Source organism: Ezakiella massiliensis (genome assembly GCF_059862345.1).
This window is the reverse complement of the sequence record NZ_JCBCEO010000002.1, coordinates 21056-35341: the sequence shown is the minus strand read 5'-3', so window position 1 is coordinate 35341 and position 14286 is coordinate 21056. Positions and strand designations below refer to the sequence as shown.

12 protein-coding genes are annotated in these 14286 nt (G+C 27.0%); 3 read left to right on the top strand and 9 right to left on the bottom strand.

The genetic code is table 11. The features are described from left to right. Nucleotides 1–16 precede the first annotated feature (16 nt). Nucleotides 17–2602: a class III lanthionine synthetase LanKC gene (gene lanKC / locus AC6FXG_RS03075; RefSeq protein WP_500571519.1), complete on the bottom strand. Its 2586-nt coding sequence runs from the start codon at nucleotides 2600–2602 to the stop codon at nucleotides 17–19. 215 nt (nucleotides 2603–2817) lie between these two features. Here lanKC and AC6FXG_RS03070 point away from each other — a divergent pair, with 215 nt between their 5' ends. After that, nucleotides 2818–3273 (top strand): hypothetical protein, encoded by a 456-nt coding sequence (locus AC6FXG_RS03070; RefSeq protein WP_500571518.1) that lies wholly within the window; start codon nucleotides 2818–2820, stop codon nucleotides 3271–3273. Between the two features lie 182 nt (nucleotides 3274–3455). Here AC6FXG_RS03070 and AC6FXG_RS03065 read toward each other — a convergent pair whose 3' ends face one another. After that, complete coding sequence (locus tag AC6FXG_RS03065; RefSeq protein WP_500571517.1) at nucleotides 3456–4733, bottom strand: IS110 family RNA-guided transposase; 1278 nt, start codon at nucleotides 4731–4733, stop codon at nucleotides 3456–3458. A 411-nt stretch (nucleotides 4734–5144) separates the two neighbouring features. Here AC6FXG_RS03065 and AC6FXG_RS03060 point away from each other — a divergent pair, with 411 nt between their 5' ends. Both AC6FXG_RS03060 and AC6FXG_RS03055 read left to right on the top strand, forming a co-directional pair. Continuing rightward, a complete protein-coding gene (locus AC6FXG_RS03060) occupies nucleotides 5145–5501 on the top strand; it encodes a plasmid mobilization protein (RefSeq protein WP_070699849.1) in 357 nt (118 codons plus the stop codon). Nucleotide 5502: 1 nt separating this feature from the next. Beyond that, nucleotides 5503–6822 (top strand): relaxase/mobilization nuclease domain-containing protein, encoded by a 1320-nt coding sequence (locus AC6FXG_RS03055; RefSeq protein ID WP_500571516.1) that lies wholly within the window; start codon nucleotides 5503–5505, stop codon nucleotides 6820–6822. A gap of 768 nt (nucleotides 6823–7590) precedes the next feature. On the opposite strand, the gene AC6FXG_RS03050 is transcribed toward AC6FXG_RS03055, so the two are convergent. From AC6FXG_RS03050 to AC6FXG_RS03020, 7 genes are all read right to left on the bottom strand, one after another. Continuing rightward, entirely contained in the window at nucleotides 7591–8013 is a 423-nt protein-coding gene (locus tag AC6FXG_RS03050) for a sigma factor-like helix-turn-helix DNA-binding protein (protein ID WP_490559972.1), read from the bottom strand. Nucleotides 8014–8850: 837 nt separating this feature from the next. Beyond that, nucleotides 8851–9525: a biotin--[acetyl-CoA-carboxylase] ligase gene (locus AC6FXG_RS03045; RefSeq protein WP_490559971.1), complete on the bottom strand. Its 675-nt coding sequence runs from the start codon at nucleotides 9523–9525 to the stop codon at nucleotides 8851–8853. After that, nucleotides 9512–10285, bottom strand: a complete 774-nt coding sequence (locus tag AC6FXG_RS03040) for a carboxyl transferase domain-containing protein (protein WP_490559970.1) — start codon at nucleotides 10283–10285, stop codon at nucleotides 9512–9514. Before AC6FXG_RS03040 ends, AC6FXG_RS03045 begins: the two co-directional genes overlap by 14 nt. A gap of 1 nt (nucleotide 10286) precedes the next feature. After that, nucleotides 10287–12413 carry an ATP-binding protein gene (locus AC6FXG_RS03035; RefSeq protein ID WP_490559969.1) on the bottom strand — a complete coding sequence of 709 codons (2127 nt, stop codon included), beginning with the start codon at nucleotides 12411–12413 and terminating at the stop codon, nucleotides 10287–10289. Next, nucleotides 12410–12784, bottom strand: a complete 375-nt coding sequence (locus tag AC6FXG_RS03030) for an acetyl-CoA carboxylase biotin carboxyl carrier protein (RefSeq protein ID WP_500571515.1) — start codon at nucleotides 12782–12784, stop codon at nucleotides 12410–12412. Before AC6FXG_RS03030 ends, AC6FXG_RS03035 begins: the two co-directional genes overlap by 4 nt. Before the next feature lie 32 nt (nucleotides 12785–12816). Then, nucleotides 12817–13365, bottom strand: a complete 549-nt coding sequence (locus AC6FXG_RS03025) for a 4'-phosphopantetheinyl transferase family protein (protein WP_490559967.1) — start codon at nucleotides 13363–13365, stop codon at nucleotides 12817–12819. Beyond that, entirely contained in the window at nucleotides 13334–14266 is a 933-nt protein-coding gene (locus AC6FXG_RS03020; RefSeq protein WP_490559966.1) for an ACP S-malonyltransferase, read from the bottom strand. The genes AC6FXG_RS03025 and AC6FXG_RS03020 overlap by 32 nt, the downstream gene beginning before the upstream one ends. Nucleotides 14267–14286 lie beyond the last annotated feature (20 nt).

Sequence of the window (14286 nt, the reverse complement as noted above, 5' to 3'; positions counted from 1 at the left end):
GAATACTCCTTGTTCTCTAATCTTTAATTAACGGTAGCCACGACATTTTTTTATTATATAAAATGTCATATATTGCTACACTTATTCCAGCTGAACCAGAAAAAATATCTGATGAGAATCTATACGAAAAATCCCCAGGTATATAAAAATTGTTATTATCTTCACTAGACACAAATAGATTTAATTTTTCCAAAGCAACTTTCATGTATTTTTCATGTTCTTCTTCATCATAAATAAAAGGAATGAGCGTAAACATACTACCAGCTCCACGAAATAAGCCCATACCATAGTAACACCTACTGTTTATAACTTTTAAAATTTTGTTTTTCTCTTTTTCAAAATCAAAAATATCCAGCTCACTTAATTTATCTATCGCAAATACAATTCCAGCGCTCCCGCCTAAAATATATGGCAATAACCTGTTTCCATCACTCATATTTAATGATCCATCTAAAGGACTTTCTTCACACTTTGATAAATCAGTCTTTATCATCTCTATAGCTATATCAATAATTGAATTTTCATTAAAAGATTGAATAAATTCTGTAATAAAATACGCAGCGCCTGTCCATGACTCAAAAAAACCTAAAGGCACAAAGTCCAAATCATAAGAGTTTGGAATATAATTTTCATTATATTGTTCTATAATTTTATCTTTAATTACATAAATACACTGTTTGATTTTATATTTAAGTTCACTGAAATTTGAGCTTTTATAGCAGCTTATCAGAAATAATCCAATTCCAGAAAGACCAGACAATATAGATATATCTTTTATATTATTTATATTTACATTTAGATACCTAAGAGTATCCTCTATTATACTCTGCGATTCCTTTTTATAACCTACATTATGCAAAACAGCAGCTATACCAGTTTTCCCAGTAAATAATCCGTATTCATCATATTCGTCAAAAATCAAGTTTTTCTTTATCCAGTTTTTGATTTCACCATCAACTTTATTTTGTATATACATTGCTAAAATAACGCCATATGCACCTGTTAAAATATTAAATTTCCCCATTTTATGTTCATACATTCTAATATCTCCATGTGCAAATACATCATTTGAAGCTTTTATATCTGTTTGTATTCCATTTATAATTTTTTCGTTGATACTATTAATATCATCTAATTCTAATAAATCACTATTACGCATATCTATTTCTAGACTCTTTAATAATTCTTTTGATTTGAAATTAGCTTTTTTTAAACATTTTTTTTGCATTTCTACTATAAAATCATATGTTTCGTGTCCAAAAATATTTTTTATATACATTATGTGCCTTTTCCTGAATTCATCACTTAATAATTCAACAGATCCTATAGGCAAATACAGATGTTTTATTATCTGTAATAACGCAAACCAGTCTCCTTCCTCTACATTTTGAGTTCTTTTATCAACAAACCCCGGTGTTACTAAGCCAGGTCTTAAACGCTCTGTCAATAAGGTTGAAGTTTCAAAATCAATAAATTTAATATTAAAGTTTTCATCAATAATTATATTGGATGGTTGCAAGTCACCTATTCCTACTCCTAAATCATGCACATTTAATAAACCTTCATATATATTGTTTATTATTTTTTTTGCATTTTGCAAATAATCATTTGTGTTTATTGAATCAAATGAAAAAGGATAGTTTCTGGCAATCCAATCATTCAAAGAGCCACCTTCAATAAATTCCTCCACTAAAAACAAATTTTCCCATACAGTAAAAGAGTCAATATAATCTGGTGTAAAATCTGATTTTAAAGTTTTTTTCAAAATATTGATTTCATTTTCAAGCCTATTTACTGCATCAAATTTATGAGCATCTAAACCCGCTTGTGGCCTAGCTTCTTTTATAAGTACCTTAATTTTCGAATCTTTTTTTATCGCTTCATATACGCCCCCACCATTACTAAAATGTATTGCACTTTTTATATTATATTCCATAAATTTTTCTTTACCCACTTCATTGTTTGGTAATTGTTTTTCCATTTCTTTTATTTCAATAGGCTCTTTAATAAAATCTGGCAAATAATAATAAGGTTTTCTTTTATCTTCAACCAATTCACCTTTATTATTCTCTATGCAATACATATATGTACTTCCATCTTTTTTTAATATTTGTTGAAATCCTCCATACCTAAAAAACACATTACCTGTTTTCCACCTCTTATCACTTAAGATATATGGTCCATTAGAGAATTTTTTTGTAAGAGTGTCTAAATTCTCCATTGTTAGGATAAATTCCTCAATATTGTGCGGATATATTGTTATGAACTTTCCAGAAGAGGAACGATCGCCATACTTAGAATTTTTCAAAAAAAGTTGTTCTTCACTTCTCACATATTTAAATGAAATTCTATTTTCAAAAGCATATTTTGCCACAACATTTAATAATTCGTTGGCTTCATCTAATTTAGCGGTCAAATGTATTTTCCATCCTTGTTTTGGTATAACATCTCCAATTAATGAACACATAATCCAGTGTCCATCAAGATCTAATAAATTATAATTTTTTAATTCATAGTCTAAGATATACAATTTTTCTTCATTTAATGATTCAACATAGTATTTGTTGTTTTCTTTTAAATATTCCATATACCTAAAGTCCATATTTCTTACTCCTTTTTTTAATTTCTATTGGTTAATAATAATATACCATGTTTTTTGCTAACTGTATATTGTTCCTTTGATTTTTATTGTTTTTTTTTTTTTTTTAGTATATAATTAAGTTGAAAAGGTTATTAAATAAAATCAATTAGAATTTTTTAAGCTTTTATAATATGCTTAAAAAAAATAACTTTATTATGGAGGATGGAGGTAACTATATGAAAAAACAATCGATAATATTATCATGTTTATTTTTTTCCTTTCTTTTTATCATGACAGCTTGTTCTTCGAATAGTTTTGATAATGGAAATTCTAACGAAAATAGTGATGTTGTAACTGTATACGATCCAAACGGTAAAAAGTTAACTGAATTCACTGAAGAAGAAGATGTTGTTTATTTTTCTGAATTAATTGGTAATAGCGTAGAAAATATGGATGAAGATAATGTAATGTCAACACTTTATAAAAGTGTTCCAAAAGATGCGGAATTAAGTTTTAAATATGTATTCACTCATACTAAAGATAATGGAAAACAAACAACGGTTGATTTTTATGTTTATAAAAACTATCCATACTTAACCCTAAAGGGCATACCTGTGATTTCGCCATTAACTTGGGAATTATCTGAAGAAGACAATAACATTTTACAAAAACCTCTAGAGTATAAAAATTAATGTTTTCAAAAGCCACATTTAATTAAATGTGGCTTTTTTTATTTATATGTATTCTGGCTAGCTAGACCAACTAAGAAAGTCAATAATTATTTTTAAAAAATTTTCAAGTCACAAAACATAAAAATGTGCATAGCAAACAAGCCTCATATACTTTCATTTTTTGAGGCAACACTTTTAATAATTTATGCGACTAACTTACTTTTTTCTCGAATTAGTTTTTGATGTTCTTCTGGTGTTCTTAACTCAAATGATTTTTGGTTTCTGAGGACAGCAAAAATAATTTGAACCATCTTTCGCATAATTGCACACATTACAACTTTGTATGGTTTTTCAGCTATTTTCTTTTCGAAATAAGCTCGCATAACAGGATTTAAATACTCTCTGTTGCGATTCGGATACACATTAGATTTAGCCAGCATATGGAGAATTGAGCGAACATGAGGCGATCCTCTTTTAGAGATTTTATTGTTTTTCCTATTGTATGTTCCACTTTGGGATACTCCTGGATCCAATCCAAAGAAGGCAACTAATTCTTTCGGTTTCGAGAAATTAGATATATCTCCGAGCTCTGATAAAACGACACATGCTGTATACTCTCCAACGCCTGGAATACTTTGTAAAAGCACTATTTCTTTATGAAACTTTTCATCTAAAAGAGATAGTCTTTTGATTTCATCATCGATTGCTTTCAAAGCTTCCTGTAAACTAAAAATAACTCTTACAGTTGTTTGAATAAGTACTGCTGAACTAAGGCTTACTATACAAACTTCAATAGATTTTTCAGCAGCTTTCACTAGTTTTTCATATTTTGCTTCGGCATAGGAGTTGCTTTTATGTGAATTTTCTTTTATCAGTTGAATAATATCTTGCTTATTTTCAGGAGATAATACTTCCTGTATAGTAGGATATTTTTCAAGCAAAGACAAAGGTGTTTTACCTTGTAAATCCGTAAATACTTTTTTGAAATCTGGAAAGGAAATATCTAAAAAAGCGATTAATCGGTTGATGTGTTCCACAATTTCATCAGTCAATTCTTTATGCTGTCTGCAAAGCTTTTTGATACTGTTAACGGTATCTGAGTGTGTAATTGTTTCGTTGTAATTCTTAATACGATATAGCAACGCTATATTATATGCATCTGTTTTATCTGATTTAATTTTTCGGATATTGATATTTTTCAATGCTCCACTTTGAATCGGATTAATTACAATGACTTCGTAATTATGCTTACGGAAAAAATTAGCTAAAATTTGATGATAGTGTGCAGTAGCTTCCATGATAATTACTGCTCTATCTTCGTACTCATCTTCTACCTTTTCAAGTACATAGATGAGCGACTTCATTCCATTAATATCATTAGAAATTTTAAGTCTTTTGATGATGTCATTATTAGGTGATAGAATACAGATGTCACTGAAAGCTTTACTAACATCAATTCCTACAATAATTTTTCCTGACATAATATACCTCCTATAATTTGGGATGCCCTGTTAATCCAAAACCACAATAGGCTCTTAAGTTTACAGGTAATCAATAAATGAACCTAACCAACCGAAAAGATGAAAGGCAATGGAATGAGGGTGGAGTCTATCAAATGAGTAATTCCTAAATTGGAAACCCAGCAAGCACATAAAACAATCCCATTTCATCCCTAATATCTATAATTTTATCATAGATGATTAGGTTCATTTTTAAGAACTATGCTTAAAGCTGTTCTTATACTATTAGTATATGAGCAAGCACAGTAAGTGAGTACCCACTTACGAAAAATTGATGAAGCAGAACCTTTATGGACTGCTTCTTTTTTTATCAATTTTACCTTGTTAGGGAGAACACTAAGACCCCAATAATTTATGATAAGGAGATATACTATGGATAATAGAAAAAGAAATAATCAACTAAAAATATATTTAACAGATGAAGAAAAGGAAGTTTTTGAAAAGAAAATGAAACTTGCTAATTGCAAAACTATGTCCCACTTTCTTAGAAAATGTGTATTAGAAAAAGAAATTTATGTAGTGGATTTAGAACCATTTAGAAACCTACAATGGCTACTTTCAAATGCAACAAATAATATAAACCAGATTGCAAAAGCTACTAATACAACTGGTGTTATTTACAAAAATGAAATTGAGTCTATGAATAAGCAGATAGAAAAATTATCAAAAGAAATATGGCAGATTCATTCCCTACTTCTTAATAAATCAAAAGAAAGTTCTGGTGACTAATATGGCAATTACAAAAATACATCCTATAAAATCAACTCTAAATTTGGCAATAGACTACATTACTAAGAGTGAAAAAACTGATGAAAAAATTTTAGTATCTTCATTTAAATGTCACCCAGCTACTGCCCATATTCAATTTTTGAAAACTCGAGAAGATAATGATACTAAGGGTACAGTTTTGGCTAGACATTTAATCCAATCTTTTCTACCAGGAGAGGTTGATCCTATAAAAGCTCACGAAATTGGAATGGAATTATGTAAGAAAATTTTAAAAGAAGATTATGAATTTGTTCTTGCAACTCATATAGATAGAGGGCATATCCATAACCATATTATTTTTAATAATGTTAATTACAAGACTGGTAAGTGCTACCAATCTAACAAAAAATCTTACCACAAAATCAGGTATCAAAGTGATGAATTATGTAAAGAAAATAAGCTTTCAATCATTGATAAATACTATGAAGCTTACAAGAAAAAATATAAAACTTCGGGTAAATCCTGGTATGAGTATGAGCAAAACAATAATGGAAATTCTTGGAAATCTAAACTTCAATTTGATATAGATAGAATGATTAATAAGTCTAAATCTTGGGAAGAATTTTTAGAAAATATGAAGTCTATTGATTATGAAATTAAGTTTGGTAAACACATTGCTTTTCGTCATAAAGATAAACAAAGATTTACAAGAGCTAAGACTATCGGAGAAGATTATACCGAAGAAAAAATCAAAGAAAGAATAGATTTAGCTATTAAAAACAAAGCTAATACTATTAAAAAACGTGTAGGAAATGTTATTGATATATCTTCTAATAAAAAAGCTCAATCCTCTAAAGGCTATGAAGTTTGGGCAAGAAAACACAATATCAAAACAATGGCAGATTCAATAATTAAATTAAGAGAACAAGGAATTAATTCAATTACACAACTTGATGATCTAATCAAAAAATCTGCTGATGATAGACAAGACTTGTTAGATAAAATAAAGAAAATTGAAACTGAAATGAAGAGTTTATCCAAGGATATGGAAAATATAAATACTATAAATAAGTATCGTGAAATCTATGAATACTACAAGAAAAATCCTGAGGACAAACAATTTGCAGAAGAATATTATAGCGAACTTTCCGTCTACAAAATAGCTGCTAAAGAAATTTTAGAAAACTATAAAAAACTACCAAACACAAAAGAAATATTAACAAAACTCGATAAATTGCAAGAAAAAAAGAACACCCTTATGAAGGAGTATTCTTTGAATAAAGAACAATTTTCTGATCTTGTTCAGTATAGGAAAAACTATGAAAATTATTATAAAGAATAGATTGAAAGATAAATCATTATACTAAAATATATATTTTAATATTCCAATTGTCAAAACAATACTCCACAAATAAATTCAGAGTAATTTGGGTAACATCTTATAAAAGATTAAATTTTAAAAATAGCAATGTTATAGTAATATTAAAGATATCTTTTTATAGATATACTATCTTATTAAAGGTTTAGGTATCTATAATATCTGTTAAGATTTTTTCTCAAACAAATATTATAGATAAAATTGCTAAAAATAGTTGCCAGTTCAATTTTGACGCAATCTTTCAATAATAGTTTTTTACATTTCCGTCCTTGAAATTCAAGCATTAAAACAGTATTTATTCAATAATTTAAATATGATCTATGCTATCTGTTTTGACGTATTTATTACTGGATACATAATATATGAAATAAATTAAAGCACAAGCATAATTCATGATAATAATTTCATTTTTTAATAAATTTATAAAATATAAAAATCCAACAAAACAAAAAAGTATAAACAACTTATCAATTATATTAATTTCCTCAAAGTTAATTTTACACTTGTATAAGACATAATACATAAAAACGCCTATATCGATTATGAGCAATTCTATTGGGCTAGAATATAGTATAAAAATAACAAATACAAAAATCTGAATTATGTAGATTTTTTTTAAAGTTTCTAATCTTGTTTTTACAAAAATATACACAAAATAAACACATATTTATTAACAAAATAATTGTTGAAATCACATTTGTAATACTAATCATCTTAGATAGCAAAATAATATCAATATATGTTATATTCTGAATAAGTATAAGAACAAATAGACAATTTCTCTAAAATCTTATCTCTTAGTCTGCTGATTTTCATTGGATTTGTATCTTCTTTCTTTGCAACTTCTGTGAGAGTTTTATAATCAAAATACAGTGCTTCGATTAGTTTTCGCTCTTCATCATTTAGGCTGTCTAATGCACGATACAGATCTTCTATAAGCATTTTGGTTTCAATAATTTTTTCAACATCAACTGTATTATCTGCAATATCTACAATACTTGTATTGAAATCTCCAAAATGAAACACCTTATGCTTTCTATCCAATCTTTTTAAATGTGCTTCATGATTAAGCTCTTTTTTATATGCTCTATACACTTCGTCAGGTACATAGATCTTTTTACCTCTGACATAAATATATTTTTCTTTGTCTGACATCCTTTGATCCTCCTTTTTTTACTCGTTTTATTGATTTTCGAGCATAAAAAGGAGGATCTCGACATTTTGACATGCGAAGTCCTCTTAGATGTAAACAATGAAAAGTTCTTTGGCTTTTTCTATATTTAGTTTTTAATGTTTTAAAAAGGACATAAGATAGAAATTAAAACAAGTTCTAGAAAACATAATATATATTTATAGTGTATCGTATCTAATATTAAGAATCTAAACATTGCTTTTCCACCCTAATTTCCTTTACATAAATTTTCCTTATTTTACTAAATAGATCCTCCTTGACTTACATAGCACTTTTAAATTTTTTTAAATATAAATACTTATAACCTTATTCTTCCTATTAGTTATAGTAGCAATAATATTCCTACTAAAAGTTAATAAATAACATATAACCAATAACATCATTTTAATAAAATATCATTTCTACTCTATTAATGTATCAATGATAAAACTTTATAAAAAATTACCATTATTATCAATCTCAATACTATACCAATTGTCGACACATACTGATGGATTATACCCATTGTGCTTGCATTCTGTTTTAAAAAATATTATTTTATTTAAATAAATGTCCTTAAAAGATATATTAAAAAAAGACATAAATTATATCCAAACATACATCGACAATATCGACTATCTATTATAAAATAAATATCTTGTTATAAAACAATAAACTTGTCCTAGTTAAAGTGTGTTGAAATGCTATTCTATTACCATAGCATTAACACCATTTTTAACTATCATAGAAAGACTACCCTTAATAATATTATAGCAAATATCCCATATTATCATCTTTAAAAGCTTTCCTAATCAATATTTTCAAGTTATTTTATAATCGTTTAAAAAACTTGAATTGCTAACTTCTAAATAGTTAGTCTTATTTTTTTCTTTTAGTAATAATCTGCCATTCTCGCTAAACCCCAATATTACATAATTTTTATTCATATATAAAACATCTTTGCCAAACATATAGATATGTTTATTAATTTTTTCTCTTAAATCATAACGGTTATATTTACTAAACAAATCAACAAATTCTAAAAAACAATATATAAATTTTAATTCGTTGCCTTTTAAATTTAATAAATTTATTGAATAAGGTAATTCTTTTTTTTCTAATATATTGATTCCTACTCCAATAATCGTTTTTATATAATTATTGCCTTTATATAATGATTCAAATAAAACTCCAACAGCTTTTTTATTATCTACCATAATGTCGTTTGGCCATTTAATATAAGCATTATACCCAAATCTTTTCAGAGCTGATATTAAAGATAAAAGTATAATAAAATCCATATTTAGATTTGAATTTGTGGACATTGAAAAAGCCAAATCCCCTTTAAATGAGATCCAGCTTGAACAACATTTCCCATAACCTTGTTTTTGATAAAGAGTATATATTATAGACATATTTTTTTCTTTTCTAATTTCAATATTAGTAGATAAACATGAATCAATTTTTTTTATTTTCCATTTATTATTTTTTTCCATATACTCCGCCCACATCCATATATCGCAATTTATTAAGTCTATTCTCTATTGAAAATGTATTAACAAACAAATCATAATATAGTAATTCATCAACACTGTCGATAATGCTCGTCCTATCTGTCTCAGGAACAATTCCATCAATTATTCCCATTTTAAACATGTCTTCACTCGTTAATTTCATTTCATTTGCTGCTCTTATATAATCGTTATTTTTCCATAGTATTGAAGCATATCCTTCAGGTGATAAAATAGAAAAGCAAGAATTCTCTAACATATATAGTTTATCTGAAACACATAATGCCAAAGCACCACCAGAGTATGCTTCTGAAATAATTATTGAAATTATTTTTGTATTAATATGCGATAGTTCTTTCAAACATAATGAAATAGCATATGCCTGCCCTTTCTCTTCCGCTTCTTCTCCAGGATATGCTCCCGGAGTATCTACAAAAATTATTACAGGTCTAGAAAATTTTTCTGCTTGTTTTATCAATCTTAATGCTTTATTATAACCTGCTGGTATTGCCATCCCATTCTTAAAATTAATAATCTCTGAAAAGCTTTTTCCTTTTCTAAATCCAATAATAGTTACTGGGATATCTTTATAAAAAGCAATCCCTCCTATAATAGTACAATCATCAAAATAAATTCTATCCCCTTTTAATTCAATAAAATCATAAAATAACTCACTAATGAACTCTTCAGATTGAATTCTATTACGTTTTCTTGCATTTTTAACTATATTCCAAGCATCATCCATATTATAAACATCCTTTTTTCGAATGTAACACAATTAGTTTTGAAATAAATTCTTTTAAATTATTTCTGCTAACTATTGCATCAATAAATCCATTTTTTAATAATGTTTCAGCTGTCTGTAGATCATCTGGTATACGCTTATGAATTGTATTTTCAATTACACGCTTGCCTGCAAAACCGACAATACAATTTGGCTCAGAAATATTAATATCTCCTAACAGTGCAAAACTAGCAAATACACCACCTGTAGTGGGATCTGTTAAGCAACTAATTAATAAATGTTTTGTATTCTCATATTCTTTTAATGCAGAACATATTTTTGACATTTGCACTAATGAAACAATATTTTCTTGCATTCTAGCTCCACCTGAAGCAGAAAAAATGATTAATGGGTTATTCCTTTCAATAGATTTTTCAATACATTGCGTTATTCTTTCGCCCACTGCAAATCCCATACTTCCCATCATAAAGATTTTATCCATTACAACTATAGATACTCTGTTGCCGTTTATTAATCCTTCCCCTGTAATTACCGCATCTGATAAACCAGTTTGAGTACGCATTTTTTTTAACTTATATAAATAATCAAGATTATCTTTATAAATAGAGTCATTAATATCAAAAAAATACTCAATAAAACTTCCTTCATCACATAACAATTTTATTCTATCTTTAGCACTAATATAAAAATGATAACCACAACTACAAATATTCAAATCCTTTTTTAATATAAATGATGATGTAAATTTTCCGCATGATGGACACTTTCTTTTCGTAAGATTTTTGACATAAACATCATAATTTTCTTCTAGAGTGCAAGACAAATATTCATTCTCTTTGAATTTTTCATCCTCCAAAATAATTTTAATTAAATCAATATTAGTTTTTACACCTATTATTTCTACTTCATTTAAATAGTCAAGAAGTCCATTTATACATTCATCTATACTTTGTTTATGTATAATAACTTTAGCTATAACGGAATCAAAATAAGGACTAATATATTTTCCAACTTTTAAATCAGATTCCACGGTAATATCTTTTTTATTAGGAAAATATACTTTTTCTATTATTCCAACTGATGGCATGAAATGATTAATAGTATCCTCTGCACAAATTCTGCATTCAATAGCGTATCCAGAATATAAAATTTCACTTTGTTTTAAAGATAATTTTTTTCCAAATGCACTATCAATTTGTAGCCTGAGTAAATCAATACCAGATATTTTATCAGTAATAGAATGTTCAACTTGTAGCCTAGTATTCATTTCGATAAAATAATACTTATCGCTATTATTCTCTACTAAGAATTCTATAGTTCCTAAATTATCATAGTTAATTTTATTTGCTATTTTAATGGCATCATTTATAATCTTATCATCTAAAACTCTTTTTACCATGGGAGCAACCTCTATAATTTTTTGATGGTTTCTTTGAACAGAACAATCCCTTTCATATACATGTATTAAATTCCCAAATTGATCCCCTACAATCTGAATTTCAATATGCTTAGCATTATTTATATACTTTTCTATAAATATTTCACATGAACCAAATCCATTTTTAGCTTCATTATTTACAGTCTCATAAAAATACCTCAATTCTTCTTCACTCTTAACTATTCTTATTCCTCTACCACCACCACCTTCCGCAGATTTCATCATAACAGGATATCCAATTATTTTGCTTATCTCAATAGCTTCATAAAGCGTTTTTACGGCATTACTACTCCCTGGTGCTATTGGGATTCCTAATGATTCTACAAATTTTCTTGCGTTAACCTTATTTGCCATAAAACTCATAGAAGTAGTAGACGGTCCAATAAATATTATATTTTCACTCCTTACCTTTTTTGCGAAATCTAAATTTTCAGATAGAAACCCAATTCCAGGATGTATTGCTACACATTCATATTTTTTCGCAACTTCTATAATTTTATCTTGATTTAAATAACTGTCATTTAATAAATCCGATCCAATACACACTGCATAATTTGACTTTTTTACAAATGTTTCATTTTTATCGGATACAGAGTAAATAACAACTGTTTCAAAATTCAACATATTGCAGACATTTATTATTTTTTCTGCAATTAACCCCCTATTTGCTATTAATATTCTTTCTTTCATTCATCTATTTTTATCCTCATTATTACTTGATCGTATTCAACAAAACAACTATTTCCTACAACAAAATCAACAGTTCCATCACACGGCGAAAGAATATCATGCATTACCTTCATAGTTTCAATTGTAAATATTTTTTGATTTTTTACTACTTTTGAACCTATACTAATTTGGTTTTCTACGTTAATTTGCCCTACTGTAGGAGATTTAATCTCTATAATATTTTCCATTGCTTTTTCTTTATTATCTTTAAGTAAAGATTGAGTCAAATTTCGTTCTATTAAAATTTTTTGATCATCTTTTTCATAATGAAATCTTGATAGTTTCATTTCTTTAAACATTTTCATAATTGTAATTATTTCTTCATTTTTCATTACAACTCCCCATTTCCCCATTTCTAGATTATTCATAACCAATTTATTTCATTTGGTAACATTTCATTTTCACTACAGATAGAAATAATATAATTTTCATAAGTTAAAATGCTATAATGGAATTTTTTACTATTAAATAGTATATATGGTTTTAATAAATCAACACTAAAGTTCTTAAAATCTAGCGATAAACCTAAACCTAAATTTTTTGAAAAACTTTCTTTTACAGTCCAAATTTTATAAAATTCGAATAAATCTTTATTTCTTAAATATTTTTGTTCCCTTTCTGAAAGAAATGTTGGATTTATATCTATAGACTTAACTTGTTCTATATCTATGCCTATGTAGTCAATATCCACAGCCATTATCAAAACTTGACCAGAATGAGATATATTAAATTTAAATTGACCATTTATCAATGATGGCTTATTAAAGTAATTATATATTAATTTCGTTTCAGATAGTCCATAGAATCTATTAAATACTTCTTTTATAAAATCATTTGATATTTTCTTTCTGTCTTTTTTTTTCGTTATTGATGTATTTTCCTTATTTAATATAGTCCCATAAATTTTGATCATTTTTGTATACTTCCTCTAACGATATAATTTGTATATCATCATAATCTCTTTTTAACATATTTGATAAAACATTCCTAGGTCCTACATCAATAAAACATTCTACTCCCTCGTTAATTAATAGCTCAATTAAAGATTTCCATTTAACAGGTGACTTAATTTGATTTGATAAAGTGTCTACCACATTTTCTAAATTATAGACTGTATTATCCATACTAGAAATTACCTTAAGTTCAGAATTAAAAAAATTAAATGATAATAAGTATTTTCTAAATTTATTACTTGCTTCTTCCATTAATTTACTATGGAAAGCCCCATTAACATTAAGTTTTATACTCATAATATTCTTTTTTTCAAGAACTTTCGATATTAATTCTATTGATTTATTTGTTCCTGATAATACTAGTTGAGTATTTGAATTATAATTAGCAATATCAATATACTGTTCATAATTTTTCTCTATATCTTTGCAAGCTGACAGTATTATAGAAATGTCTTTACAATTTACAACAAGCATACCTCCATCAGTTTCATTTGCAGATTCTTCCATTAAATTTCCTCTTTCTTTAAGTATAAATAAAGCATCACTAAAACTGATAGTCCCAGACACAGTTAAGGCAGTTATCTCACCTAAACTATGTCCCACCACTATTGAAGGAAATATCTTATAATCACTGATAAATTTATGATAATATGCATAAGATATTATGAAAATTAATACTTGTGCATACTTAGTATGACTTAGTTTATTTTCATCACTTAATAAATCTAATATATTCCAATTTAGAATTTTAGATGCATCACCTATAATTTTTTGAAAAGTTTTATCCTTTCTATATAAGTCCACTCCCATATTAACATATTGTGTTCCTTGTCCTGGGAATAATAGCGTAAATTTTTTCATATATACCCTCCCATTTTTTC

Bases quoted from the DNA above. Each gene is read 5' to 3' on its own strand.
- AC6FXG_RS03055 (WP_500571516.1), top strand. From the start codon at position 5,503: ATGGCAATTACAAAAATACATCCTATAAAATCAACTCTAAATTTGGCA.
- AC6FXG_RS03065 (WP_500571517.1), bottom strand. From the start codon at position 4,733: ATGTCAGGAAAAATTATTGTAGGAATTGATGTTAGTAAAGCTTTCAGT.
- AC6FXG_RS03060 (WP_070699849.1), top strand. From the start codon at position 5,145: ATGGATAATAGAAAAAGAAATAATCAACTAAAAATATATTTAACAGAT.
- AC6FXG_RS03035 (WP_490559969.1), bottom strand. From the start codon at position 12,413: ATGAAAGAAAGAATATTAATAGCAAATAGGGGGTTAATTGCAGAAAAA.
- AC6FXG_RS03040 (WP_490559970.1), bottom strand. From the start codon at position 10,285: ATGGATGATGCTTGGAATATAGTTAAAAATGCAAGAAAACGTAATAGA.
- AC6FXG_RS03020 (WP_490559966.1), bottom strand. From the start codon at position 14,266: ATGAAAAAATTTACGCTATTATTCCCAGGACAAGGAACACAATATGTT.
- AC6FXG_RS03025 (WP_490559967.1), bottom strand. From the start codon at position 13,365: ATGATCAAAATTTATGGGACTATATTAAATAAGGAAAATACATCAATA.
- AC6FXG_RS03050 (WP_490559972.1), bottom strand. From the start codon at position 8,013: ATGTCAGACAAAGAAAAATATATTTATGTCAGAGGTAAAAAGATCTAT.
- AC6FXG_RS03045 (WP_490559971.1), bottom strand. From the start codon at position 9,525: ATGGAAAAAAATAATAAATGGAAAATAAAAAAAATTGATTCATGTTTA.
- AC6FXG_RS03030 (WP_500571515.1), bottom strand. From the start codon at position 12,784: ATGAAAAATGAAGAAATAATTACAATTATGAAAATGTTTAAAGAAATG.
- AC6FXG_RS03070 (WP_500571518.1), top strand. From the start codon at position 2,818: ATGAAAAAACAATCGATAATATTATCATGTTTATTTTTTTCCTTTCTT.
- lanKC (WP_500571519.1), bottom strand. From the start codon at position 2,602: ATGGACTTTAGGTATATGGAATATTTAAAAGAAAACAACAAATACTAT.